The sequence below is a fragment of the Nonomuraea wenchangensis genome, assembly GCF_900111685.1.
Classification (GTDB): Bacteria; Actinomycetota; Actinomycetes; order Streptosporangiales; family Streptosporangiaceae; genus Nonomuraea; species Nonomuraea wenchangensis.
In genome coordinates this window covers 145,864-169,294 of record NZ_FOHX01000007.1, presented here as the reverse complement: position 1 = coordinate 169,294, position 23,431 = coordinate 145,864, and the positions used below count along the sequence as shown (strand labels likewise).

Here is a 23,431-nt window from a genome sequence, read left to right as displayed (position 1 = left end):
GTGATCAGTCTGGCGTGCCCGGGACGGTGGGCGGGCGGAAGCCCGGGCCGAGGTCCAGGGGCGCGGCGCAGGCGTGGTCGCGGAAGGCGCGGGCGGCGGGGGTCAGGCGCTCGCCGGCCACCCAGCACACCCCGATCGTCCGGAACAGCGGCGGCGACATCGGAACCTCCACGACCCCGGCGACGGCCGAGGTGGAGTCGGTGCGGGCCGGCGCGCCCAGGCCGGGGTCGGTGCGGGCCGGCGCGCCCAGGCCGGGGTCGGTGCTGGGCAGGACGGCCACGCCGAGGCCCGCCGCCACCAGGCCGCGTACGGTCTCCGACTCCTGGCCCTCGAAGGCGATGCGCGGCTCGAACCCGGCCGCCGCGCACAGGTCGTCGGTGATCTGACGGAGCCCGTACCCGTGCTCCAGCGTCACCAGCTCCTCCCCCTCCAGCTCCGCCGCCCGCACCCGCGCCCGCCCGGCGAGGCGGTGCCCCGGGGGCACGGCCAGGACCAGCTCCTGGTCGGCGAGCGGCCGCCCGGCGAGGTCCGGGTCGCCGAGCGGCATGGGGGCGACGAAGACCAGGTCGATGTCCCCCTCGCGGAGGGCGCGCAGCATGTCCTGGCGCGAGCCCTGCGCCAGGCTGAAGCGCACGCCGGGGTTGCGCTCGCGGAAGCGCCGGATGAGCGACGGGACCAGCGTGCGGCCGAGCAGGTGCAGGAAGCCGAGGACGACGCGCCCGCTGGCCGGGTCGATCTCCTCCCGCACCTCGCGGGCCGCCGTGGCGAGCGCGCCGAGCGCCCGGCCGGAGGCGGCGGCCAGCGTACGGCCCGTCCTGGTCAGCCGGATGCCGCGGCCGGACGGGAGCACCAGCGGCGCGCCGACCAGGTCGGAAAGGGCGGCGAGGCGGCGGCTGGCGGTGGGCTGCGGGATGCCGAGCTGCTCGGCGGCGCGGGTCACGTGGCCGGTCTCGCCGACGGCGGCGAGCAGGGCGAGTGCGGGCGCCAGGCGGGCGGCCAGCCGGTCGTCGGCGGCCTCCGGCGATTCATACGTCACGGTATGAATTATCGCTCATCTCGGTATTGGACGCATTTATTAGCTTTGCTTAGCGTTGGCGGCATGGTCCTTCACGAGCGGCAGCAGGTACGGAACGACGCCGTGCCCATCGGCACCACGCCGGGCACCCGCGGGACGCGGCGGGTCAGCGCGGCCGTCGCGGCGGGCGGGCTGTCGTCGTTCGCGCTGCTCTACGCGCCGCAGCCGGTGCTGCCGCAGCTCGCCGAGGGGTTCCGGCTGGACCCGGGGAGCGCGTCGCTGGCCGTCGGCGTGGCCACGGGGGCGCTCGCCGTCGCGGTGCTGCCGGTCGCGGCGCTGGCCGAGCGGATAGGGCGGCGACGGGTGATCGTGTGGTCGGTGCTCGTGTCGGCGGTGCTCGGGCTGCTGCTGCCGCTCGCGCCGACCTTCCCGGTGCTGCTCGGCATGCGGGCCGTGCAGGGGGTGGCGATCGCCGGGTTCGCGGGGGTGGCGGCGGCGTACCTGGCGGACGCGCTGGGGACGAAGCGGCTCGCGGCGGCGGTCGGCGCGATGATCGCCGGGAACTCGGTGGGCGGCATGCTCGGCCGGCTCGGCACCGGCTTCGCCGCCGCTCCCCTGGGCTGGCACGGATCCCTGGCCGTGGTGGCCGCGGTCGCGCTGGCGTGCGCCCTGTTCGCGGCCCTGACCCTCCCGAGGACGGGCGCGGGGACGGGCGGAGGGACGGGCGGGGGGACGGGTACGGGCACGCCCGCCGTCCCGCAGGAGCGCGTCTCGGGCGAGCGGCGGGGGCCGATCGGGGCCGGGGTGTGGGTGCCCTGCGCGGTGGGGGCGCTGGCCATGGGGGCGTTCGTGGCGCTCTACAACGCGGCCGGGTTCCGGCTGGCGGCGCCGCCGCTGTCGCTCGCCCCGGCCGCGGCGTCCCTCGTGTTCCTGTCGTACGCGATGGGCACCATGTCGTCGGCGGCGGCCGGGCGGCTGGCGGGGCGCTTCGGGCGGACGGCGGCGCTGGTGACCGCGCTGCTCGTCACCGTCGCGGGGTCGGCGCTGACCCTGCACCCGGCGCTGCCGGTGATCGCCCTGGGGTTCGCCGTGCTGACGGCCGGGTTCTTCGCGGCGCACGCCATCGCCAACGCCTGGGTGACCGCGCAGGCGTCGCCCCGCACCAGGGGGCGGGCCGCCGGGCTCTACACGCTCTGCTACTACCTGGGCAGCGGCGCGGGCGGCACCGTGGGCAGCGTGGTGTACGGCGGCGCGGGCTGGCCGTGGCTCATCGCGCTGACCACGGCCTGGCTCCTGCTCGCCGCCCTCGCCGTCCTCCTCACCAGCGGCCGGGCCCGCGCCACGGCGCTCACGGACGGCGGCGGCCGGGTCGCCGCGGAGGCAGCACGCCGGTGACGGTCGTGCCCTCGCCGGGCACCGCGCGCACCGAGATCGTGCCGCCCACCGCGGCGAAGGCGGCCCGCATGGCCATGACCTCCGGCCCGCTCTCGTCCACGGGCAGGCCCGCGCCGTTGTCGCTGACCGTCATGCGCAGGCCGCCGGCGCCGCCGGTCACCGCGACCGACACCAGCGAGACCGCCGCCGTCTCGCGTCCGGCCAGCGTCAGGGCCTCACGGATCGCGGCCGGCACGGCGCGGGCGGCCCGCAGGGGGACCTCGCCCGCCGGCAGCGCCCACGTCTCGACGGCGATCCCCGTCCGCCGCGACCACTCGTCCAGGCAACGCCGCAACGCGACCGCGAAACCGCCGTCCGCGGCTCCGCCGGTCGAACCGGTGGCGAGCCCGCCCCCGCATGTGCTCGCCGGTCCGTTCGCGATCTTGCCGATCATGGTGGCCTCCTCTACGCCGTTCCCCCGCTCCCGGAGGTGCTGCGGACAGCATGCGCGGCACGGCGTTGAGAAAGTGTTGAGCCGGTGTGCAGCTAAGCCGGCGCAAGCCGGGTGAGGGTCACCGTGACCTCCTGGCGGCTGCCGGCCGGGCCCCGGTGCACGCCCTTGAGCGGCGGCACGTCGGAGTGGTCACGTCCTCGGGCGACCACGACGTGCGCCTCGCCGACGTGGCCGCGACCTGCCGGGTCGAGCGGCAGCCACTCCCCGGCCCAGTACTCCACCCAGGCGTGGCTCTGCCCCTCCACCGGCTCGCCGACGTCCGCGTCGGGCCGGGGGTGCAGGTAGCCGGAGACGTAGCGGGCGGGCAGCCCGGCGGCGCGCAGCAGGCCCGCCGTCAGGTGGGCCAGGTCCTGGCAGGCGCCCTCGCCGAGGTCCCACGCCTCCCGCGCGGAGGTCCGCACGCCCGCCGGGCCCGGCAGGCACGTCACCCTTGCCGCCACCATCTCGCCGATCGCCCCGGCCGTCCCTTGGGGGTCGCGTCCGAGCGCCTGGACCCTGGCCAGCTCCTCCAGCTCGGGGCCGACGGCGGTCATCGGGGTCGTACGCAGCAGCTCCTTCAGCGACGGGTCGTAACCGGCCGCCACGCGCCGGGGCGGCCCGCCCGTCTCGACCCTGCTCACGGCCTCGACCGTCAGCGACGTGTGCGGCTCCATCACGTCGAACGAGGTCACCTTCGTCCCCCAGTAGTCCTCGTAGGTGAAGACGGGAACGTACGGGGTCACGGTGACCCGGCTGGAGAGCACGTTGTGCGCCGGGGTCATCCTGACCTCGTTGTAGGAGGAGTGCGCCTCGCCGTCGTACTCCACGTGCGTCACGTGCGAGACCTTCAAGCGCCAGCCCATGCCATCGCCTCTCTGTTGCCCGCCTTGCGGCGGAGGGTAGGAGAGGCATGTTTCGCCGGGCGGCACCGGATGTTACGAGCGGTCCTCAGCCGCCGAGGTAGCGCAGGACGGCGAGCACCCGGCGGCTGTATCCGGGGTCGCGGGGCAGGTCGAGCTTGTCCATGACGGCGTTGACGTGCTTCTCGACGGTGCTGAGCGAGACGTGCAGGCGCTCGGCGACGGCGGCGTTGGTCAGGCCCTCGGCGAGGTGGCGCAGCACCTCGGCCTCGCGCGGGCTGAGCCGGCTCAGCGGGTCGGCGCGGGTGGCGCGGGCCAGGAGGCTGCGGACGACCTCCGGGTCGAGTGCCGTGCCGCCCGTCCGGACCCGCTCCAGCGCGCCGAGGAACTCGGCCACCTCGGAGACCCTGTCCTTCAGCAGGTAGCCCAGCCCTTCGGTGGAGCCGGCGAGGAGCCGGGCGGCGTAGTGCTGCTCGACGTACTGGGACAGGACCAGCACGCCGATCTCCGGGTGGCGCTCGCGGATCTCCAGTGCGGCCCGCAGCCCCTCGTCGCGGTGGGTGGGCGGCATGCGCACGTCGATCACGGCCACGTCGGGACGGTGCTGTTCGACGGCGTCGAGCAGCGCGGGCGCGTCGGCGACGGCGGCGACCACCTCGTGGCCGGCCTCGTCGAGCAGCCGCGTCAGCCCTTCGCGCAGCAGCACGGAGTCGTCGGCGAGGATCAGCCGCACGCGGGCGCCTTGGGCAGGGTGGCGGTGACCTTCGTGGGGCCGCCGGGCGGGCTGTGCACGCTCAGCTCGCCGTCGAGGGCCCGCACCCGCCTGGCCAGGCCGGACAGCCCGCCGCCCGCCGGGTCGGCGCCGCCCCTGCCGTCGTCCGAGATGGCCACGCTCACCGTCCGCTCGTCCTCGCTCAGCACCACCAGGATGTCACGGGCGGCGGCGTGCTTGACCGCGTTGGTGATCGCCTCGCGGGCCACGAAGTACAGGGCGGTCTCGACCTCGGCGACCGGCCGCCCGGCCAGCCCGTAGTGCACGGTGACCGGCACCCCGGCCCGTTCGGCGGCGCCGTCGAGCGCGGCCCGCAGCCCCAGCTCGTCCAGGGCGGTCGGGTAGATGCGCCAGGCCACGCCGCGCAGCTCGTCGAGGAGGCGGCGGGACTCGGTGTAGGCCTGGTCGATCAGCTCGGCGGCGCGGGCCCGGCCGGCCTCGCCGGAGGCGGCCCCGTCCGAGGCGATCTGGTGGCGGGCGCGGCCGAGGAGCATGGCGAGGGCGACGCCGCGCTGCTGGACGCCGTCGTGCAGGTCCCGCTCGATGCGGCGGCGCTCGTCGTCCACGGCCCTGACGATGCCGGTGCGGGACGCGGTCAGCTCGACGACGCGGCGGCGCAGCCGTTCCTGGCGGTCGGGGCCGAGGAAGCGGGCGGCGACGGCCCGGTCGAGCGCGGCGGCGGCCAGGGTCAGCAGGGCGGTCAGGGTGAGCGCGGCCAGCCCGGCGGTCAGGCCGAGCGCGCCGCTGCTGGTCACGACGCGTACGCCGGGCAGGGTGACCGGCACCGGCTCCGAGCCGCCCCGCACGAGGTCCCACAGCCCGCCGAGCAGCAGCAGGACGGCGAGGAACAGCGCGTTGAAGCAGGCGTACCCGGCGAACGTGCCCACCAAGGCCCGCGCGGCGACGAATGCGAGCCCGCCCTCCCCCGCGCTCTCGTGGCCGTACCAGCGGGCGAGCCTGCGCCGTTCGAGCGCCGCCAGCCGCGCGACGACCCGCCCGGCGGCGGGACGGGCGGCGGGGACGAGGAGCGCGGGCCAGCCCAGGCAGATCAGCGCCAGCCCGGCGGCCCCCGTGACCGTGCCGAGCAGCACGCCGACGGGCGCCCGCGCCGGGGAAGGCCGACCGGCTGCCGTGCTCGCACCCCGCGTCACCTGCTCACTCCCTTGCTCCATGAAGGGGACGGCCCCGGCGCAGTCTAGGCGTCACGGCGGCGCAGGACCGCGTGGCCGGTGGCGAGGGACGCCGCCGTCCAGGCGAGGAGCCAGGCCAGGCCCTCCCCCGCCGAGTACGGGATCGGCCCCCCGGTCATGTTGTCCGCGCTGCCCATGAACGCCAGCCCCGCGAACAGCGGCATCCGCAGCGACATCGCCACCGCCGGCCCGCTGCCGGTCATCATCAGCAGCAGCGGCAACCCCATCAGCAGCATGAACACGACGGTCAGCGTCCCGGCCGCGCTGCGCAGGGCCGCCCCGGCGCCGAGGGTGAGCACCGCGATCAGCGCGAAGTACACCCCGACGCCGGCGAGGTCCCGCACGACCTCGCCCATCGGCAGGACGACCAGGCCGCCGAACACGTCGAGCGACAGCAGCGCGTACACGGCAGCGGTCGCCGCCGCGCCCGACAGCACGCCCGTGGCGGCCATCACGGGCGCGAGCACCAGCGCCTTGGCGGCCAGCATCACCCCGCGTACGGGGACGGCCTGGAGGGTGACCCGGATCGAGCCCGAGGCGTACTCGGCGGTGATGGTCAGCATGGCCAGCGCCACCAGGGCGAACTGGGCGAACGACGTCGCCGACACGGCCGCCTCGCTGGCCGGCACGGGCGCGGCGGACGACGGCCCGGCCGGGCGCAGGGCCTCGGTGGCGGACGCGCCGCCGAGGGTCACGGCGGCGAGCACCATGAGCGCGAACGCCCCGGCGAGGCACCACCACGTGGACCGCACCGACCACAGCTTCGCCCATTCGGCCCCGGCCGCCTGCCACAGGACGCGTACGCCCCCGACGTCCTGTCCCGTCGTCGCGCTCACGCGCCTCTCCTTCCCGCGCCGTACTCGACGTCGCCCTCGGTCAGCTCGTGGTAGGCCTGCTCCAGCGACGCCTCCCTGACCCGCAGCCCGTGCAGCCTGACGCCGGCCTCGTACGCCAGGTCGCCGACGCGTTCGACGGGCGCGCCGGTCGTGACCAGCTCGTTCTCGCCCGACCTGGTCACCTCGACCCCGGCGGCGCGCAGCAGGGCGGCCAGTTCCCTGGCGTGCGGGGTGCGGACGACCACGGCCGTCAGCGAGCTGCCCGCGATGACCTCGGCGAGCGGCGCGTCGGCGATGAGCCGGCCCTTGCCGATCACCACCAGGTGGTCGGCGGTGAGCTGCATCTCGCTCATGAGGTGGCTGGAGACGAACACCGTCCGGCCCTCGCCGGCGAGGGAGCGCATGAGCCCGCGCACCCACCGCACCCCGTCCGGGTCGAGCCCGTTGACGGGCTCGTCGAACAGCAGCACCTCGGGGTCGCCGAGCAGCGCCGCCGCGATGCCGAGCCGCTGGCTCATGCCCAGCGACAGCGCCCCCGCCCTGCGGTGGGCCGCGCCCGCGAGGCCGACCGTCTCCAGCACCTCGCCGACCCGCTTGCGCGGGATGCCGTTGCTCCGCGCCAGCGCCACCAGGTGGGCGTGGCCGGTGCGGGCCGGGTGCAGCGCCCGCGCGTCCAGCAGCGCGCCGACCGTGCGGAGGGGGTTCCTGATCCGCCGGTACGGGACGCCGCCCACGAGCGCGGCGCCCGCCGTGGGCCGGTCGAGGCCCAGGATCAGCCGCATGGTGGTCGACTTGCCGGCGCCGTTCGGCCCGAGGAAGCCGGTCACCGCGCCGGGCCGGACGTCGAGGGTCAGGTCGTCGAGGGCGAGGCGGTCGCCGTACCGTTTGCTCAGTCCCGTCAGTCTGATCACGCCGCCTCACGGTAGGCGGGCGGGCGGGCCCCGGCCATGGGGGCGGACCGCAGACTTCGATGGCGGTAAACCCCCATGGTGGGGATGCCGGGGAGCGGCGGCAGGCCCTACGATGCGCGCCAGCCGGAATGTTCATCCCTGAGTGAGGTCTTGTGTTCGGAATTCTCCGCCCGTGCGCGGCGCACGGCTGCCCGTCCTTGATGCAGGCGTGGCGGGCGCATCTGTGCGGATTGTGCCTGACGTTACGCGACGGGCAGGGTCACGGGGCGCGGCTGGCCACCAACTACGACACGCTGGTCGTGTCCGTCCTGACCGAGGCCCAGCTCCCGTCCGGCACGGGGCCGCGCCGGACGGCGGGGCCGTGCGCGCTGCGCGGGTTCCGCCCGGCCGAGGTGGTGGACGCGCGGGCGGGCGGGGCCCGGCTGGCGGCGGCGGTCTCGCTGGTGCTGGCCGCGGGCAAGCTGCGCGACCACGTGGCCGACGGGGAGGCCGCCTTCGGCACGGTGGCGGCCCGGCGGAGGCTGGCGGCCCGCTGGCAGGAGGGCGGGGCCAGGCTCGCGGCCGGGGTGGGCTTCGACGCCGTCGCGCTGGCCGCCACGGTGGACCGCCAGCTCGACGTGGAACGCTCCGCCGGGCCGGCGACGGGCGTGCTCACGCTGACCGCGCCCACGGAGGAGGCGGTGGCGGCGGCGTTCGCGCACACCGCCGAGCTGGCCGGACGGCCGGGCAACGCGGCCGCGCTGGCCGAGGCGGGCCGGTTCTTCGGCCGCCTCGCGCACCTGTTGGACGCGGTCGAGGACCGCGCCGCCGACGAGGCGCGCGGCGCGTTCAACCCGCTGACCGTCACCGCCACCCCGGCGCGGGAGGCGCGGCGGCTGTGCGAGGACGCGGCCCACGGGCTGGAGCTGGCGCTGCGTGAGGCCGCGTTCGAGGACCGGCACCTGGTGGACGCGCTGCTGATCACCGAGGTAGGGCGGGCCGTGGACCGCGCCTTCGCCGAGACCGCCTCCTACAAGCGGCCGGGCTGGATCAGGAAGTCGGCGGCGGGCGTCGCGACGTTCTTCACCTGCGGGATCTGGCGTCCGCGCTGGAGCAAGCGCGCCGGCCGCCCGTGCGAGCAGCGCTGCTACTTCGGCGACGGGAGCTGCTTCGAGGTGTGCAACTGCTGCAACTGCTGCACGTGCTGCAGCAGCTGCGACGGCTGCGGCAACTGACGCCGCTCAGCCGAGCATCCACTGGGGCGTCTCCTTGAGCAGCTCGTCCAGCTCCTCGACGGCCTCCCGCTCGACGGCGCCGGCCCGCGCCAGGTCCTCGACCCGGCGGCACAGCTCGGCCTCCCGGGTCGCGCCCACGGTCGCGCAGCTCCCCATGAGCCGGTGCGCCAGTGCCTCCAGCCGCGCGTGGTCGCCGGCGTCCGCGGCGGCGCGCAGGTCCTCGAAGGTGCGCCGCGCGGTCGCCAGGTACGCCTGCGCCACGTCCGCGACCGCCTCCGGCGACAGCCCGGCCAGCTCCGGCGGCAGGCTGCCGTAGGAGGCCCACTCGGGGATCCTGGCCAGCACCCGGGGCCAGTCCACCGGTTTGGCCAGGTGGTCGTCCATGCCGGCCTCCAGGCAGCGGACGCGGTCGTCCGGCATGGCGGCGGCGGTCATGGCGATGATGGGGGTGCGCGTCTCCTCGCGCCGCCGGATCTCGGCGGTGGCGGCGAGGCCGTCGAGCACGGGGAGCTGGCAGTCCATGAACACCAGGTCGTACCCGCCGGTCAGGACGGCCCGCACCGCCTGCGCGCCGTCGTCCACGGTGTCCACCTCGTGCCCGGCCTGGCGCAGGACGAGCATGGCGACCTGGCGGCTGACCTCGTCGTCCTCGGCGACCAGGATGCGTACGCCGCCGGGCTCCGCCGCCGGGTCCTGGACGAGCTCGCGCGGCTCCCCGGGGCAGCCTTCCGCGACGCCGAGGGCGTTCTCGACGGCGGCGAGCAGGCGGCGGCGGCTGAGCGGCCGGGTGATCGACTGCACGGCCCGCTCGCCGGCGGCGGCCGGCCAGGCGAAACGGGCCCGGCCGGGCGTGACGACCACGACCACGCTGGTGCTCTGGAGCAGCGGGTCGCTGAGGATGGCGTGCGCGAGCGAGCCGCTTCCCTCGGCGCCGAGGTCGAGGGCGACGACGGCCAGCTCGTACGGGCCGCCGCCGGCCGCCGCCGTGCGCAGCAGCACCAGCGCCGAGCGGGCGTCCCTGGTCTCCTCGACGGCGAGCCCGGCCTCGGACAGGTAGCGCCCGGTGAGCGCCCGGTCCTCGGGGCGGGCGTCGGCGACGAGGGCCCGCCGCCCCTGCAGCGCCCCGGCTCCCGGTTCCGACCAGGTGAGCACGTCCATCGGCAGCCGCACCCAGAACCGGCTGCCGACGCCCTCCACGCTGTCGAGCCCGATCTCGCCGCCCATCAGCTCGGTGAGCTGCCGGGCGATGGCGAGGCCGAGGCCGCTGCCGCCGGTGCGGCGGGTGATGGGCGAGTCGACCTGGCGGAAGACGCCGAAGACCCGCTCGCGGTCGTCCGGCGGGACGCCGACGCCGGTGTCGGAGACGGCGAAGCGCAGCGTCACCCGCGGCTCGCCCGGCTCGCCCTCCTCCAGGGAGACGTGCAGGTCCACGCCGCCCTGGACGGTGAACTTCAGCGCGTTGCCGACCAGGTTCACCAGGATCTGCCGCAGCCGCGCTGGGTCGCCGGCGACCTGGCGGGGCACGTTCTCGTCGAGGCGGAGCGTCAGCCAGAGTCCCTGCTCGTAGGCGAGCGGCGCGAGCGGCGCCACCACCTCGTCGCACAGGCGGGGCAGGTCGAACGGGTCGTCCTCCACCTGGAGGTGGCCGGCCTCGATCCTGGACAGGTCGAGGAAGTCGTCGAGCAGGCGCAGGACGTTCTGGGCGGACTCCTGGGCGGTGCTGGCGTAGTGGCGCTGCTCCTCGTCCAGGCGAGTGCCCATGAGCAGGGAGTTCATGCCGAGCACGCCGTTGATCGGGGTGCGGATCTCGTGGCTGATCTTGGCCAGGAACTCCGACTTGGCGCTGGAGGCGCTGACCGCCTCGTCCCTGGCGGCGGCCAGTTCGGCGGCGTAGCGGGCGAGCGTGGCCTGGGCGCGGCGGCGGCCGCGGGTGGAGTGGATCTGGATGCCGAGGCCGATGAGGATGAGCAGGGCGAGCAGGCCGGCGACGGTGACGACGGTGCCGCGCAGCTGCTCGGCGGAGGCGAGCGCCTCGGACGCCGACACCTCGGCGGTCACCGTCCAGCCGATGCTGGGGATGGGCTCGGAGGCCGACAGGACGGTGCCGTCGATGCCGCGGAAGCTGCCGTTCCAGGTGCGGCCGGCCAGCGCCGCGTCCACGCGCGGGTCCTCGCGCAGCGAGGTGAGGGCGTACAGCTTCCTGCCGGGGTCGGCCACGAGCACGCCGGCCCGGTCGGTGATGAGCAGCCGGATGTTCTGCGCCTTGGCGGCCTCCTCGGCGAAGCGCTGGATGGCGTCCAGGCTGTAGACGACGGTGAGGATGCCGAGCATGCGCTCGCCGTCGGCGCTGGGGATGGGCGCGGCGACGGCGACGGCGCGGGAGACGTCCCGCATGGTGGGCGTGTACGCCTGCGAGACGTGCGCCTGCCGGCGGTCGCGCACCGCGCGGTACCAGTCGGAGTTGCCGATGTCCTGGGGCAGGGCGCTCGGCGGCTCGGCGCCCAGCATCTCGCCCTCGGACGAGGTGAGGATGAGGCCGCTGACGCCGTCGTCGCGGCTGCGCTTGAGCTCGGCGAGGTAGCCGCGCAGGGTCTCGGCGTCGGCGTCCTTGACGGCCTCGCGGACGCGGGGCTGCTCGGCGAAGGCGACGACGAGCTGCTTGAGCGAGCCCATCTGCTGCTCCACGACGACCCGGCTCACCGAGGCGGTGGTCTTGACCCGGTCGCTGACCTCGTTGCTCATCGCCTGCTCGGACAGGCTGATGCTGGAGGAGGTCAGCAGCGCCAAGGGCAGCAGGCCGAGCAGTGTCCACAGGGCCGTCACCGCGAGCAGCCATCTCACCGGCGTCCGTCTCCTCCCGATCACCCGGCTCCAGACTAGGAGGGATCAGCCGCCGGTGGGAGGATCAGCTTGAGCAAAATGCGCTAAAGTCGATCTTTATTAGCAAAAGCCACCTAAGCTGCACTGAACCTCTGTCAGATGGAGCGAGGAGCGTGCGGTGCCTCAGTCCAGGGACATCACCGTACTCATCGTGGACGACGACCCGGTCGTGACGGCCGCCTTGCAGGCGCAGGTCAACCGGGTGCTCGGGTTCAGAGTGGTGGGCATCGCCCACAGCGGCCACGCGGCGCTCGCCGCCGCCACCCGTTTCGCGCCGCGCCTGATCCTGCTCGACCTGCACCTGCCCGACCTGCCGGGGCTGGAGGTGGCGCACCGGCTGAGACGCCCCGAGCAGCCGCCCGCGGACGTCATCGTCATCTCCGGCCGCAAGGAGTCGGCGACCGTACGCGCCGCCATCCAGCGCGGCGCCCTCTACTACCTGGTCAAGCCCACCCGCACCGGCACCCTGGAGCAGACGCTGCTGCGCTACGCCGCCACCGCCGAGCAACTGGAGGCGAGCGGCCGCTTCGCCGAGCAGCAGGAGATCGACCGCATCTTCCGCTCGCTCCACACCGACCAGCCGTTCCGGCCGAAGAGCATCTCCGCGGCCACCGAGCAGACCGTGCTGGACGCGCTGGCCGAGGTCGCCGAGGACGTCTCGGCGCACGAGCTGGCCGCCAGCATCGGCGTCAGCCGCGCCACCGCCCGCCGCTACCTGGAGCACCTGGTCGACCGGGGCCTGGTGGAGACCCGGCCGAGGTACGGTCCCACCGGCCGGCCCCAGCACCGTTACCGCGCCAGATGACAGGCCGCATGACCAGCACGACGACCAGCCGGATGACCAGCACGATGAACCCGATCACCCGCCCGCTCGCCGCGCTGCTGTGCCTCGTACTGTGCCTGGTGCCGGCCGGCTGCGGGCAGGCCGACCCGTTCCCCGAGGGCTCGACCATGGCCCGCATCAGGGATCGCGGCGTCCTGGTCGTCGGCATCAAGTTCGACCAGCCCATGTTCGGCTACAAGGACCCCGCCACCGGGCGGATCACCGGCTTCGACGCCGAGATCGCCCGCCTGGTCGCCCGCGACCTCACCGGCAGCGAACGCAACATCCGCTTCGTCGAGACCGTCTCGCGCGAGCGGGAGAACTTCATCTCCCAGCGCATCGTGGACCTGGTCATCGCCACCTACTCGATCACCCCGGCCCGCGCCCGCCTGGTGACCTTCACCGACCCGTACTACTACGCGGGCCAGGACCTGCTCATCCGGGCGGCCGACACCCGCATCCACGGCGTGGCCGACCTCGACGGCAGGACCGTCTGCACGGCCATCGGCTCCACCTCCGTGGACCGGCTGCGCACCGAGGTGTCCGGGGCCCGCCTGGAGATCACCGACACCTACAGCGTGTGCGTGCCGGCCCTGCTGTCCGGCCGCGTGGACGCGCTCAGCACCGACGACACGATCCTGCTCGGCCTCCAGGCGCAGCATCCCGACGCGCTGCGGGTGGTCGGCAAGCCGTTCGGGCGCGAGCCGTACGGGATCGGCATCCGCAAGGACGACCTGGCCTTCCGCGACTACCTCAACGGCCTGATCGACCGCTGGCTGGCCGGCGGCGAGTGGGAGCGCGCCTACCGGGACACGATCGGCGTGTCCGGGGCCACCTCGGAGAGCTCCAAGCCGTCGTCCCGCTGAGCACGATCCGGCCCGATTCCTGAGCAGAAGGATCACAAGCCCTTCCGCGCGCCACGCGGCTCCTACGGTTACGCCATCGCGGACCGAGACAAGGAGCGTGACGCATGACACAGGAGGCCCTGATCGTCCTGGACCGGGTCAACAAACGCTTCGGCGACCACCACGTGCTGAGGGACGTCGATCTGACCGTCTCCAAGGGCGAGGTCGTGGTGATCATCGGCCCGTCCGGGGCGGGCAAGTCGACCCTGTGCCGTGCCATCAACCGGCTGGAGACCATCGACGCGGGCACGATCACCGTGGACGGCACGCCGCTGCCCGCCGAGGGCAAGGCGCTGGCCCGGCTGCGGGCCGAGGTCGGCATGGTCTTCCAGTCCTTCAACCTCTTCGCGCACAAGACCGTCCTGGACAACGTCGTCCTGGGCCAGGTGCACGTGCTGAAGAGGCCGAAGGACGCCGCCGAGCGCAAGGCCCGCGAACTGCTCGACCGGGTGGGGATCGGCGGCCAGGCCGCCAAGTACCCCGCCCAGCTCTCCGGCGGCCAGCAGCAGCGGGTGGCGATCGCCCGAGCCCTGGCCATGGACCCGAAGGTGATCCTCTTCGACGAGCCCACCTCGGCGCTCGACCCCGAGATGGTCAACGAGGTCCTGGAGGTCATGACCGCGCTGGCCCGTGACGGCATGACCATGGTCGTCGTCACCCACGAGATGGGCTTCGCCCGGCGGGCCGCCGACCGGGTGGTCTTCATGGCCGACGGCGAGATCGTCGAGCAGGACACCCCTGACGGATTCTTCACGGCGCCCGGCAGCGAGCGCGCCCAGTCCTTCCTCGCAAAGATCCTCACGCACTAAAGGAGCGCACGTCATGTTCGGAAGGTCCCTCTACGCGGTGTTCGCCGTCATGGTCCTCGCCACCGCCTGCGGCGGCGGTCAGGACAGCTACGACTCCGTGGTGGACAAGGCGAAGAACGAGAAGAAGCTGGTCATCGGGGTCAAGGCGGACCAGCCCGGGCTGGGGCTGCGCACTCCCGACGGCGCGTTCACCGGCTTCGACGTCGAGGTCGCCAAGTACGTCGCCAAGCAGCTCGGCGTCGAGCCCGACGGCATCACCTTCAAGGAGACGGTGTCGGCCAACCGGGAGGCGTTCATCGAGCAGGGCCAGGTGGACCTGGTCGTGGCCACGTACTCGATCACCGACGCCCGCAAGCAGAAGGTGTCCTTCGCCGGGCCGTACTTCGTGGCCGGGCAGGACCTGCTGGTCCGGGCCGACGACTCCTCGCTGACCGGGCCGGAGACGCTGAACGGCAAGAAGCTGTGCTCGGTCGCCGGCTCCACCCCCGCGCAGAAGGTCAAGTCGGAGTACGCCAAGGAGGTGCAGCTCCAGGAGGAGCGGACGTACTCGGCGTGCGTGGACCGGGTCCTCGGCGGCCAGCTCGACGCGATCACCACCGACAACGTCATCCTGGCGGGCTACGCCGCGCAGCACAACGGCAAGCTCAAGGTCGTCGGCAAGCCGTTCAGCACCGAGAAGTACGGCATCGGCCTGAAGAAGGACGACACGGCCGGCCGCAAGGCGGTCAACGACGCGCTGGAGAAGATGTTCGCCGACGGGAGCTGGACCAAGGCGCTGCAGGCCAGCGTCGGCGCCTCCGGCTTCGCCGTCCCGCAGGCTCCGCAGCTGGAGCGGTACTGATCGGTATGGAAGCCCTGCTGATCGAAGGCGACACGATCCTCGCCGCGTTCTGGATGACGATCAGGCTCACGGCGGTCAGCGCGCTCGGCTCCCTGGTGCTGGGGACGCTGCTGACCGCCATGCGGGTCGCGCCGCTCGCCGCGCTGCGGGCGGCGGCGGGCACGTACGTGTCGGTGGCCCGTAACACCCCGCTCACGCTGGTGCTGCTGTTCACCGGCCTCGGCGTCGGCGCGAACCTGGGCGTGGAGCTGTCCGACGACATCGCGACCAACAACTTCTGGCTCGCCTGCATCGGGCTGACCGCCTACACCTCGGCGTTCGTGTGCGAGGCGCTGCGCTCCGGGCTGAACACGGTGCCCGTCGGGCAGGCCGAGGCGGCCCGCTCGCTCGGGCTCGGCTTCGTCAAGACGCTCCGGCTGATCACGCTGCCGCAGGCGTTCCGCGCGGTGGTGGCGCCGCTCGGCAGCATCCTCATCGCGCTGACCAAGAACACCACGATCGCCCTGGTGGTGGGCGTGAGCGAGGCGTCGGTCCGGATGCGGGAGATGATCGAGACGTACGGGGACCAGGTGATCCAGATCTTCCTCGGCTTCGCCGCCGGGTTCGTGCTGCTCTGCCTGCCGATGGGCCTGCTGTTCGGCTGGCTGTCGCGGCGGATGGCGGTGGCCCGATGAGTTACGCCAACCTCTACGAACCTCCCGGCCCGCGCGGCGTGCGCCGCAACCGCGTGCTGGCCGGGGCGGTCACGCTCGTCCTGCTCGCCATCGCCTACGTCGTGTACGTGCGCTTCGACGAGAAGGACCAGTGGGCCGCCGACAAGTGGCTGCCGCTGCTGCGCGGCGACGTGTGGGCCACGTTCATCCTGCCCGGCCTGGCCGGGACGCTCGGCGCGGCCGTGGCCGGGGTGCTGCTGGCCGGGCTGTTCGGGCTGGTCTTCGCGGTGGCGAGGATGTCGGAGCACGCCTGGATCCGGGTGCCGGCGGCCGCCGTGGTGGAGTTCTTCCGTTCGGTGCCGCTGCTGCTGCTGATCTTCTTCGCGTTCTTCGGCTCGTACATGGTCATCGGGGTGAACATCTCGGCCTTCGCCGCGGTGGTCTTCGGGCTCACGCTCTACAACGGGTCGGTGATCGCGGAGATCGTCCGGGCCGGGGTGCTGAGCCTGCCGAAGGGGCAGCGCGAGGCGGCGTACGCGGTCGGCATGCGCAAGAGCCAGGTCATGCGGCTGGTGCTGCTGCCGCAGGGCGTGCGGGTGATGCTGCCCGCGCTGGTCAGCCAGTTCATCGTGCTGCTGAAGGACTCGGCGCTCGGGCTCATCGTCGGCTACGACGAGCTGGTGGACCGGGGACTGAACGGCATCGCCGCGAACTTCTCCAACGTCATCCCGGCCGCGATCCTCATCGCGGCGATCTTCATCGCCATCAACACCTCGCTGGACCGCCTCGCCCACCGGCTGGGCGCGGCCTGACCTGCCCATCCGCCGGGAGCCCGCACACAGGGGTCGTGTGCGGGCGGCTCCGGCGGTGGTACCACAATGGCCCCATGACGACCCCCTCTGCCGGCCCTTTCACCGGCCCTTTCACTGGGCGCACCCTCGACGACCTGGGGCGCGACCTGCGCGCCGGGCGTACGACCGCGGCCGAGCTGACCGCGCTCGCGCTCGACGCGATCGCCACCGGCGGCGCCGAGCTCAACGCCTTCGTCACCGTGGACGCCGCCGGGGCGGCGGAGGCGGCCAGGCGGGCCGACGAGGAGCTGGCGGCCGGGATCGACCGGGGGCCGCTGCACGGCATCCCGGCAGGCGTGAAGGACCTCATCATGATCGCCGGGATGCGGGTGACGATGGGGTCGCGGCACTTCGCCTCCCACGTGGCGGACGCCGACGCGGCCTGCGTGGCCCGGCTGCGGCGGGCCGGGGCGGTCGTCGTGGGCACGACCACCACCCACGAGTTCGCGTACGGGCCGACCGGCGACCGCTCCGCCGGCGGGGCCGCCCGCAACCCGTGGGATCCCTCCCGCATGACGGGCGGCTCCAGCGCGGGCAGCGGCGCGGCCGTGGCGGCGGGGCTGGTCCCGCTGGCGCTCGGCACCGACACCGGCGGCTCGGTCCGCATCCCCGCCGCCCTGTGCGGGGTGGCCGGGTTCAAGCCCGCCTACGGCGCGATCCCGGCGGACGGCGTCTTCCCGCTCTCCCGCACACTCGACCACGTCGGCGTCCTCGCCGCGACCGCGTCCTGCTGCCTGCTCGCCTACGACGCCCTGGCCGACTCCCCCGTCCCGGTGGACTCGGTGGACTCGGTGGACTCGGTGGACTCGGTGGGCGAGGTCCGGGTGGGGTGGCTGGAGCCGGACAGCCTCTTCCCCACCGATCCGCGGGTCGCCGGGACCGCGCGCTCCGCGGCCGGGCCGGTCGCGGGCGAGGTGCGGATGGCGCCGGAGGTCCTGGAGCTGTTCCGCGAGACGTACCTGGCCGTCCAGAGCGGCGAGACGGCGGCCGTGCACGCCGACCGGCTGGCGGCGGCGCCCGGCCTGTTCGACCCGGAGGCGCTCGACCGCCTGCGCCAGGCCGCCGAGCTGCCCGCCTGGCGCTACCTGCGGGCCATGGAGGCGCGGCAGGCGCTGGAGGAGCACGCCGAGGCGCTGTTCGGCCCGTACGACGTGCTGGCGACGCCGACCGTCCCGATCCTCGCCCCGCCGATCGGCGCGCGGGAGAGCGAGGCCGGCGGCGAGCGGATCCAGGTGCGCGCGGCGCTGCTGGGCATGACCAGCCCGTGGAACGTGCTCGGCCGCCCGGCGCTCACCGTTCCCGCCGGGCTCGTGGACGGACTGCCGGTCGGTCTGCAGCTCATCGCCCGCCCCGGCGGCGAGGCCCGGCTGTTCGCCGCGGCCCGGCAGGTGGAGAGCGGTCAGGACCGGGGAGCGGGGCTGAGGGCGTAGACGACGCCGGCGTCGAGGCTCGTCCCTGAGCCGGCCAGGTAGGCGGCGCGGAAGGCGTCCTCGCCGACGGCCGCCCGCGCCTGCCGCTCGGCGACGTCCCGCGCGGCCACCCACGGGGAGATGCCGAGCTGCGCCTGCCCGATCTCGCGCCAGAGCCGCCGTCCCATGCCGAGCAGGCGGGCGGCGTGCTCGCCCTGCCCGGAGGCGGCGGCGGCCCGGGACAGCACGTCGAGGGCGAGCGCGACGCCGAGATTGTCGTGCAGCCGGTGCTTGACGCCGAGCGCGACCCGCGCGTGCTCCTGGGCGCGGTCGGCGTGGCCGAGCTCCAGCTCCGCCATGCCGCGGAACAGGTCGGCGTAGGCGCGCATCCAGCGCTCGCCGTGCCGGTCGCACGCGGCGGACATCTCCTCCAGCGTCCTGAGCGCGTCCTCGGGCCGGCCGGCGGAGACGTGGACGTGGCTCAGGGTCAGCCAGGCCAGCAGGGCGGGCAGCGTCAGGCCCTCCTCGGGCCGGTGGACCGCCAGCATGGCCTCGGCCAGGGCGGTGGCCAGCCCCAGGTCGCCGCGCAGGACCGCGGCGGCCATGATCATGGCGCGGGCGGCGACGGCCGCCTCGCCGTCGCCGAGCAGGCCGGCGGCCTCGTCGCACTCGGTGGCCCAGGCCAGGCCGCCGGCCGCGTCGCCCTGGACGACGCGGGTCAGGGCGCACACCCACAGGGCGCGGTTGCGCATCCGGCTCGGCGTGACGTCCAGGCGGAGGGCGCGCTCCAGGTAGTGCTGGCCCTCCTTGAGCAGGCCGCAGGGGTACCAGAAGAACCAGAGCGCGGCGGCCAGCTCGACCGCGGCGTGGTCGCCGGGCTCGGCGAGGCTGTGCTCCAGGGCGGCGCGGAGGTTGTCGTGCTCGGCGGTGGTGCGGTCGTTCCAGGAGATCTGGTCGGGGCCGAACCAGGCGGCGTCGCCGCGGCGGGCCAGGGAGAGGTAGAAGTCGCGGTGGCGGGCGCGCAGGTGTTCCTGCTCGCCGAGGTCTCGCAGCCAGAGGGCGCCGTACTCGCGGATGGTGTCGAGCATGCGGTAGCGCTCGCCGCCGCCGGTGGGGGCCCAGGTGAGGACGGACTTGGCGACCAGGGCGTCCAGCAGGGCGGGGACGTCCCCGGCCGACAGCAGGTCGTCGGCGCAGATCCGGGTGACGGCCTCGTCGTCGAAGCTGCCGGAGAAGACGGAGGCGCGCGCCCACAGGAGCCGCTCGCCTGGCGCGCAGAGCTGGTGGCTCCAGCCGATCGCGGTACGCAGCGCACGGTGCCACGGCGGCGCCCCGCCGCCTCCCGGTCCGGCCGCCGCGCCACCTCCCGCCCCGGCCTGCTCGCCGCCCGCCGGCTCGCTGTACTCCAGGGCCGCGAAGCGGTCCTCCAAGAGATCGCACAGCTCGGACACCGGCAGCTCGCGCAGCCGGGCGGCGGCCAGTTCGATGGCCAGCGGCAGGCCCTCCAGCCTGCGGCACAGGCGGACGACGTCGGCCCGGTTGGCGTCGGTGACGGCGAACCCCGGCACGGCGGCGGCGGTCCGCTCGGCCAGCAGCAGCACCGCGTCCTGCGGCCCGCCGCCGCCGGGCTCGGGCACCGGCAGCGGCTCGATGACCAGCACCTGCTCCTCGGGCAGGCCGAGCGGCCGGCGGCTGGTGGCGAGCACGGTCAGCCCGGGGGCGGCGTCCAGCAGGGTCCTGACGATGGCGGCGACGGAGTCGGCCAGGTGCTCGCAGGTGTCGAGCACGAGCAGGAGCCGCCGCCCGGCGAGGTACTCGGCCAGCACCTCGGTCATGGCCCGCGTGCTGCGGTCGGCGACCGGCAGCGCCTCGGCGATGGTGTGCGGCAGCAGGATGCCCTGGTCGAGCGCGGACAGCTCGACGAACCACGCGCCGTCGGCGTGGCCGGACTCCAGGTCGGCGGCGGCCCGCAGGGCGAGCCTGGTCTTGCCGACCCCGCCGACGCCGGTCAGGGTGACGAGCGGGGAGCGCGCGCACGCCTGCCGGACGAGCGTCAGCTCGGCACGGCGCCCGACAAGGCTGGTCAGCTCCGGCGGCAGGTTGCCCACCTGCCTCAGCTTGCCGTACCCCGGGCGCATCCGCCACGAAAAGTGAGAAACTGACTACTCAGGCGAAGAGCTGGGCGAGCTTGAGCAGCAGGTTGTACACGCCGTAGGCGAAGGGCAGGCCGACCCAGGCCCACGCCAGCGCCATGAGTGCGGTGCGCCTGCTCATACGGTCTGTCCCTTCTCCTCCGTGACCGTCCCCCGGGACGGGTGCTCGTGATACTTGTCCGCCACGGGCCGGATCAGCTCGTTGGCGAGGAAGCCGACCGCGAGCAGGCCGATCATGACGTACAGCGAGGTGGTGTAGAGGGCGGGGCCCGAGCGGCCGGCGGCCTTGCCTGCGTCGGCGACCGCGTTGACGATGAGCGGCCCCAGCACGCCCGCGGTGGACCAGGCCGTGAGCAGCCGGCCGTGGATGGCGCCCACCTGGTAGGTGCCGAACAGGTCCTTCAGGTACGCGGGGACGGTCGCGAAGCCGCCGCCGTAGAAGGACAGGATGCCGAGCGCGCACACGATGAACACCGGCTTGGAGGAGGCGCCGGCCAGCGCGATGACGAGGTACAGCAGCGCCCCGGCGCCCAGGTAGACGCGGTAGACGTTCTTGCGCCCGATGAGGTCGGAGGTGGAGGACCAGACGAAGCGGCCGGTCATGTTCGCCAGCGACAGCAGCGCGACGAACCCGGCCGCCGCCCCGGTCGCGACGGCGGCGGGCGTGCCGGCGAAGAAGTCGGTGATCATCGGCGCGGCCTTCTCCAGGATGCCGATGCCCGCGGTGACGTTGCAGCACAGCACCACCCACAGGCAGAAGAACTGCGGGGTGCGGATGGCGTTGCGGGCCGAGACGTCGGCGTCGGTGACCAGCAGGCGGCGGCCCGCGGCGGGCGGGGTCCAGCCGCGCGGGTGCCAGCCGTCGGGCGGCACGCGGACCAGCAGCACGCCCATGGTCATGAACGCCGCGTAGGCCACGCCGTGGACGAGGAACGTCAGCGCGATCCCGCCGGTGTCCGTGCCGAACGCGCCGAGCATCTGCGCCGACCACGGCGAGGCGATGAGCGCTCCCCCGCCGAAGCCCATGATCGCGATGCCGGTGGCCATGCCGGGCCGGTCGGGGAACCACTTGATCAGCGTGGAGACCGGCGAGATGTAGCCGATGCCGAGCCCGATCCCGCCGACGACGCCGTAGCCGAGCACGACCAGCCAGTACTGCCGGGTGGCCACGCCCAGCGCGGCGAGCAGGAAGCCGGAGGAGAAGCAGGTCATCGAGACGAACATGGCCCAGCGCGGCCCGTTGCGCTCCACCAGCGTCCCGCCGAAGGCGGCAGAGAGGCCGAGCATGACGATGCCGAGCTGGAACGGCAGCGCGCTCTGCGTGCCGGAGAGCCCGAGCGCGGACTCCAGCGGGGGTTTGAACACGCTCCATGCGTACGCCTGCCCGATGGCGAGGTGCACCGAGAGCGCCGCGGGCGGCACGAGCCAGCGGCTCCAGGAGGGATCGGCGACGGTCCGGGATCGGCTGAGGAAACCTGCCACGCGCAACATACTGTATGCGGTATTGCGGATGCGGCGAAACTTTACGGCGAGCGGTCAATTCTTGTCGGCGAACGGCATCCCCGTGTTTGCTGGACTGGTGATCTCCCCCTACACCGGCTGGACCAGGGAGCACTGGGCCGCCCTCGCCGACCGCCTGCTCCTCGCCGCCCGCGCCCACGCCTCCCCCGCGCACGCCCGCATCGCCTTCCCCGGGCCACCTGGCGGGTACGGCCCTGACGTCGACGCCCTGGAGGGCTTCGCCCGTACGTTCCTCGCCGGCGGGTTCCGCGTCGCCGGCGAGGACGGGCGCGACCCGCTCGGCCTCATGGAGTGGTACGCAGAGGGCCTGGCCGCCGGCGTGGACCCGGCCTCGCCCGAGCGGTGGCCCCGGCTGGACGAGCACGACCAGGCCAAGGTCGAGGCCGCCTCCGTCGCGCTCGTGCTGCACCTGACCCGGCCGTGGCTGTGGGACCGGCTGCCGCCGCGGGTCCGCGAGCAGGTGGTGGACTGGCTGGCGCCCGCGGTCGGCGCCGCCTACCCGCCGATCAACTGGGTCTGGTTCCAGATCGTCACCGAGCAGTTCCTGGCCTCCGTGGGCGGCCCGTACGCGGAGGAGGACATCGAGGCGGGGCTCGCCCTGGCCCGTACGTTCGAGCGCGCCGACGGCTGGTACGCCGACGGCCCCGAGCGCGCCTACGACCACTACAACGGCTGGGCGCTGCACCTGTACCCGCTGCTGTGGAGCGAGATGGCCGGCCGGGCGCCCGACCCCGCTTACCTGGCCCGGCTGGAGCGCTTCCTCGACGACGCCGTGCACCTGGTGGGCGCCGACGGCTCGCCGCTCGTCCAGGGGCGCAGCCTGACCTACCGGTTCGCCGCGGCGGCGCCGTTCTGGGCGGGGGCACGGGCCGGGGTCGGCTCCCCCGGGCTGCTGCGCCGGGCCGCCTCGGGCATCGTGCGGCACTTCGCCGAGCGCGGCGCGCCGGACCACGACGGGGTGCTCACCCTCGGCTGGCACGGGCCGTGGCGCGGGATCGCGCAGAACTACTCGGGGCCCGGCTCGCCGTACTGGGCGGCGAAGGGCCTGCTGGGGCTGTCGCTGCCGGCCGGTCATCCCGTGTGGACGGCCGTCGAGGAGCCGCTGCCGGTCGAGACCGGGGACTTCACGCGGGTGGTGCGGGCCCCCGGCTGGCTGGTCAGCGGGACGCGGGCGGACGGGATCGTCCGGGTCGTCAACCACGGCACCGACCACGCGCGGCCGGGCGCGCGGCTGCCCGACGCGCCGCTGTACGCCCGCCTCGGCTACTCCACGGCCACCTTCCCGCTGCTGTCCGGCGATCCGCTCGACCAGTCGGTGGCGGTGCTGGACGAGAACGGGCGGGCCTCCCACCGGACGGGGTTCGCGTCGGGGCCGATGTCCGCGCTGCCGTCGGGGACGCTGGTCGGCTCGTCGCGGTGGCGGGCCCGCTGGGGGGACCAGGGCCCCGGCCCGGACCACGGGTACAGCCGGCCGGGCGGCGAGCTGCGCGACGGGCCGGAGGTGGAGGTCGTCTCGGCGGTGCGCGGCCCCTGGGAGGTCCGCTTCGCCCGCCTCCCCGCCGCACCGGGTGGCCGGCTGTGTCTCGGTGGGTGGCCCGCGCCCGAGGGCGGGCCCGCGACCCGGGTGGTGGGCGGCCCCGGGCTGACGGAGCATGGCGTCGCGGTCGAGGCCACGCCGCTCGCCGGGCGCACGCTGGTCCCCTGGTGCGCCACCCCGGGCCCGGCCGAGCCCGGCCGTTGGTACACCGCCGCGCTCCTGCTCGGGGCGGGCGACGAACCCCCGGTGGTGAAGGAGAACGTGATCACCTGGCCGGACGGCGTCACCGACGAGATCCCCTTGCCCGTCTGACGCCGTGCGCGCCGGGCGGCGGTACGGTCGCCCTCGTGATCCAGACACCGCCCGCCGCGGCCGAGCGCCGCC

General features: G+C 74.5%; 21 protein-coding genes. 10 read left to right on the top strand and 11 right to left on the bottom strand.

Annotation, left to right across the window (positions count from 1 at the left end; translation table 11 throughout):
- Positions 1-4 precede the first annotated feature (4 nt).
- Positions 5-1,036, bottom strand: a complete 1,032-nt coding sequence (locus BMW85_RS22360; protein WP_091084506.1) for a LysR family transcriptional regulator — start codon at positions 1,034-1,036, stop codon at positions 5-7.
- Between the two features lie 63 nt (positions 1,037-1,099).
- Between BMW85_RS22360 and BMW85_RS22355 the strand changes: the two genes are divergently transcribed.
- Complete coding sequence (locus tag BMW85_RS22355) at positions 1,100-2,410, top strand: MFS transporter (RefSeq protein WP_091084503.1); 1,311 nt, start codon at positions 1,100-1,102, stop codon at positions 2,408-2,410.
- On the opposite strand, the gene BMW85_RS22350 is transcribed toward BMW85_RS22355, so the two are convergent.
- The 6 genes from BMW85_RS22350 to BMW85_RS22325 form a co-directional block, all read right to left on the bottom strand.
- Positions 2,364-2,843 carry a sensor histidine kinase gene (locus BMW85_RS22350; RefSeq protein ID WP_091084500.1) on the bottom strand — a complete coding sequence of 160 codons (480 nt, stop codon included), beginning with the start codon at positions 2,841-2,843 and terminating at the stop codon, positions 2,364-2,366. The genes BMW85_RS22355 and BMW85_RS22350 overlap by 47 nt on opposite strands.
- Positions 2,844-2,935: 92 nt before the next feature.
- On the bottom strand, positions 2,936-3,745 hold the full coding sequence (locus BMW85_RS22345; RefSeq protein WP_091084498.1) for a transglutaminase family protein: 810 nt from the start codon (positions 3,743-3,745) through the stop codon (positions 2,936-2,938).
- 85 nt (positions 3,746-3,830) lie between these two features.
- Entirely contained in the window at positions 3,831-4,475 is a 645-nt protein-coding gene (locus BMW85_RS22340; protein ID WP_091084496.1) for a response regulator, read from the bottom strand.
- Positions 4,466-5,665: a sensor histidine kinase gene (locus BMW85_RS22335; protein WP_091084494.1), complete on the bottom strand. Its 1,200-nt coding sequence runs from the start codon at positions 5,663-5,665 to the stop codon at positions 4,466-4,468. Before BMW85_RS22335 ends, BMW85_RS22340 begins: the two co-directional genes overlap by 10 nt.
- Positions 5,666-5,709: 44 nt before the next feature.
- The gene (locus BMW85_RS22330) at positions 5,710-6,540 is read right to left on the bottom strand and encodes a hypothetical protein (RefSeq protein WP_091084491.1); all 831 of its coding nucleotides are present in this window, start codon (positions 6,538-6,540) and stop codon (positions 5,710-5,712) included.
- On the bottom strand, positions 6,537-7,451 hold the full coding sequence (locus BMW85_RS22325; protein ID WP_091084489.1) for an ATP-binding cassette domain-containing protein: 915 nt from the start codon (positions 7,449-7,451) through the stop codon (positions 6,537-6,539). The genes BMW85_RS22330 and BMW85_RS22325 overlap by 4 nt, the downstream gene beginning before the upstream one ends.
- Before the next feature lie 152 nt (positions 7,452-7,603).
- Between BMW85_RS22325 and BMW85_RS22320 the strand changes: the two genes are divergently transcribed.
- The gene (locus tag BMW85_RS22320; RefSeq protein ID WP_218155883.1) at positions 7,604-8,665 is read left to right on the top strand and encodes a DUF5685 family protein; all 1,062 of its coding nucleotides are present in this window, start codon (positions 7,604-7,606) and stop codon (positions 8,663-8,665) included.
- Positions 8,666-8,671: 6 nt separating this feature from the next.
- Here the strand turns inward: BMW85_RS22320 and BMW85_RS22315 are convergent, their stop codons facing one another.
- Positions 8,672-11,506 (bottom strand): hybrid sensor histidine kinase/response regulator, encoded by a 2,835-nt coding sequence (locus tag BMW85_RS22315; RefSeq protein WP_091084486.1) that lies wholly within the window; start codon positions 11,504-11,506, stop codon positions 8,672-8,674.
- Between the two features lie 157 nt (positions 11,507-11,663).
- Between BMW85_RS22315 and BMW85_RS22310 the strand changes: the two genes are divergently transcribed.
- The 7 genes from BMW85_RS22310 to BMW85_RS22280 all read left to right on the top strand — a co-directional run bounded on the left by BMW85_RS22310 (position 11,664) and on the right by BMW85_RS22280 (position 17,857).
- Positions 11,664-12,350: a response regulator gene (locus BMW85_RS22310; RefSeq protein WP_091084483.1), complete on the top strand. Its 687-nt coding sequence runs from the start codon at positions 11,664-11,666 to the stop codon at positions 12,348-12,350.
- Between the two features lie 8 nt (positions 12,351-12,358).
- Complete coding sequence (locus BMW85_RS22305) at positions 12,359-13,234, top strand: glutamate ABC transporter substrate-binding protein (protein ID WP_245774997.1); 876 nt, start codon at positions 12,359-12,361, stop codon at positions 13,232-13,234.
- Positions 13,235-13,338: 104 nt separating this feature from the next.
- The gene (locus BMW85_RS22300) at positions 13,339-14,082 is read left to right on the top strand and encodes an amino acid ABC transporter ATP-binding protein (RefSeq protein ID WP_091084480.1); all 744 of its coding nucleotides are present in this window, start codon (positions 13,339-13,341) and stop codon (positions 14,080-14,082) included.
- 13 nt (positions 14,083-14,095) lie between these two features.
- Positions 14,096-14,923 carry a glutamate ABC transporter substrate-binding protein gene (locus BMW85_RS22295; RefSeq protein ID WP_091084478.1) on the top strand — a complete coding sequence of 276 codons (828 nt, stop codon included), beginning with the start codon at positions 14,096-14,098 and terminating at the stop codon, positions 14,921-14,923.
- Positions 14,924-14,928: 5 nt separating this feature from the next.
- Positions 14,929-15,597: an amino acid ABC transporter permease gene (locus tag BMW85_RS22290; protein ID WP_091084475.1), complete on the top strand. Its 669-nt coding sequence runs from the start codon at positions 14,929-14,931 to the stop codon at positions 15,595-15,597.
- Entirely contained in the window at positions 15,594-16,388 is a 795-nt protein-coding gene (locus tag BMW85_RS22285) for an amino acid ABC transporter permease (protein ID WP_091084472.1), read from the top strand. The genes BMW85_RS22290 and BMW85_RS22285 overlap by 4 nt, the downstream gene beginning before the upstream one ends.
- A gap of 74 nt (positions 16,389-16,462) precedes the next feature.
- A complete protein-coding gene (locus BMW85_RS22280) occupies positions 16,463-17,857 on the top strand; it encodes an amidase (protein ID WP_091084470.1) in 1,395 nt (464 codons plus the stop codon).
- Here the strand turns inward: BMW85_RS22280 and BMW85_RS22275 are convergent.
- The 3 genes from BMW85_RS22275 to BMW85_RS22270 are packed head-to-tail and all read right to left on the bottom strand — an operon-like array spanning position 17,827 to position 21,480.
- Entirely contained in the window at positions 17,827-19,974 is a 2,148-nt protein-coding gene (locus tag BMW85_RS22275) for an ATP-binding protein (RefSeq protein ID WP_091084467.1), read from the bottom strand. The two genes, BMW85_RS22280 and BMW85_RS22275, sit on opposite strands and share 31 nt — an antisense overlap.
- 28 nt (positions 19,975-20,002) lie before the next feature.
- The gene (locus BMW85_RS52575) at positions 20,003-20,110 is read right to left on the bottom strand and encodes an MFS transporter small subunit (RefSeq protein ID WP_425434358.1); all 108 of its coding nucleotides are present in this window, start codon (positions 20,108-20,110) and stop codon (positions 20,003-20,005) included.
- Positions 20,107-21,480, bottom strand: a complete 1,374-nt coding sequence (locus BMW85_RS22270; protein WP_091084465.1) for an OFA family MFS transporter — start codon at positions 21,478-21,480, stop codon at positions 20,107-20,109. Before BMW85_RS22270 ends, BMW85_RS52575 begins: the two co-directional genes overlap by 4 nt.
- Before the next feature lie 88 nt (positions 21,481-21,568).
- Between BMW85_RS22270 and BMW85_RS22265 the strand changes: the two genes are divergently transcribed.
- Positions 21,569-23,359 carry a DUF2264 domain-containing protein gene (locus BMW85_RS22265; RefSeq protein ID WP_245774996.1) on the top strand — a complete coding sequence of 597 codons (1,791 nt, stop codon included), beginning with the start codon at positions 21,569-21,571 and terminating at the stop codon, positions 23,357-23,359.
- Positions 23,360-23,431 lie beyond the last annotated feature (72 nt).

Coding starts and splice junctions, on each gene's coding strand:
- BMW85_RS22355 (WP_091084503.1), top strand. CDS start 1,100: ATGGTCCTTCACGAGCGGCAGCAGGTACGGAACGACGCCGTGCCCATC.
- BMW85_RS22350 (WP_091084500.1), bottom strand. CDS start 2,843: ATGATCGGCAAGATCGCGAACGGACCGGCGAGCACATGCGGGGGCGGG.
- BMW85_RS22345 (WP_091084498.1), bottom strand. CDS start 3,745: ATGGGCTGGCGCTTGAAGGTCTCGCACGTGACGCACGTGGAGTACGAC.
- BMW85_RS22305 (WP_245774997.1), top strand. CDS start 12,359: ATGACCAGCACGACGACCAGCCGGATGACCAGCACGATGAACCCGATC.
- BMW85_RS22300 (WP_091084480.1), top strand. CDS start 13,339: ATGACACAGGAGGCCCTGATCGTCCTGGACCGGGTCAACAAACGCTTC.
- BMW85_RS22295 (WP_091084478.1), top strand. CDS start 14,096: ATGTTCGGAAGGTCCCTCTACGCGGTGTTCGCCGTCATGGTCCTCGCC.
- BMW85_RS22290 (WP_091084475.1), top strand. CDS start 14,929: ATGGAAGCCCTGCTGATCGAAGGCGACACGATCCTCGCCGCGTTCTGG.
- BMW85_RS22285 (WP_091084472.1), top strand. CDS start 15,594: ATGAGTTACGCCAACCTCTACGAACCTCCCGGCCCGCGCGGCGTGCGC.
- BMW85_RS22280 (WP_091084470.1), top strand. CDS start 16,463: ATGACGACCCCCTCTGCCGGCCCTTTCACCGGCCCTTTCACTGGGCGC.
- BMW85_RS22275 (WP_091084467.1), bottom strand. CDS start 19,974: ATGCGCCCGGGGTACGGCAAGCTGAGGCAGGTGGGCAACCTGCCGCCG.
- BMW85_RS52575 (WP_425434358.1), bottom strand. CDS start 20,110: ATGAGCAGGCGCACCGCACTCATGGCGCTGGCGTGGGCCTGGGTCGGC.
- BMW85_RS22270 (WP_091084465.1), bottom strand. CDS start 21,480: ATGTTGCGCGTGGCAGGTTTCCTCAGCCGATCCCGGACCGTCGCCGAT.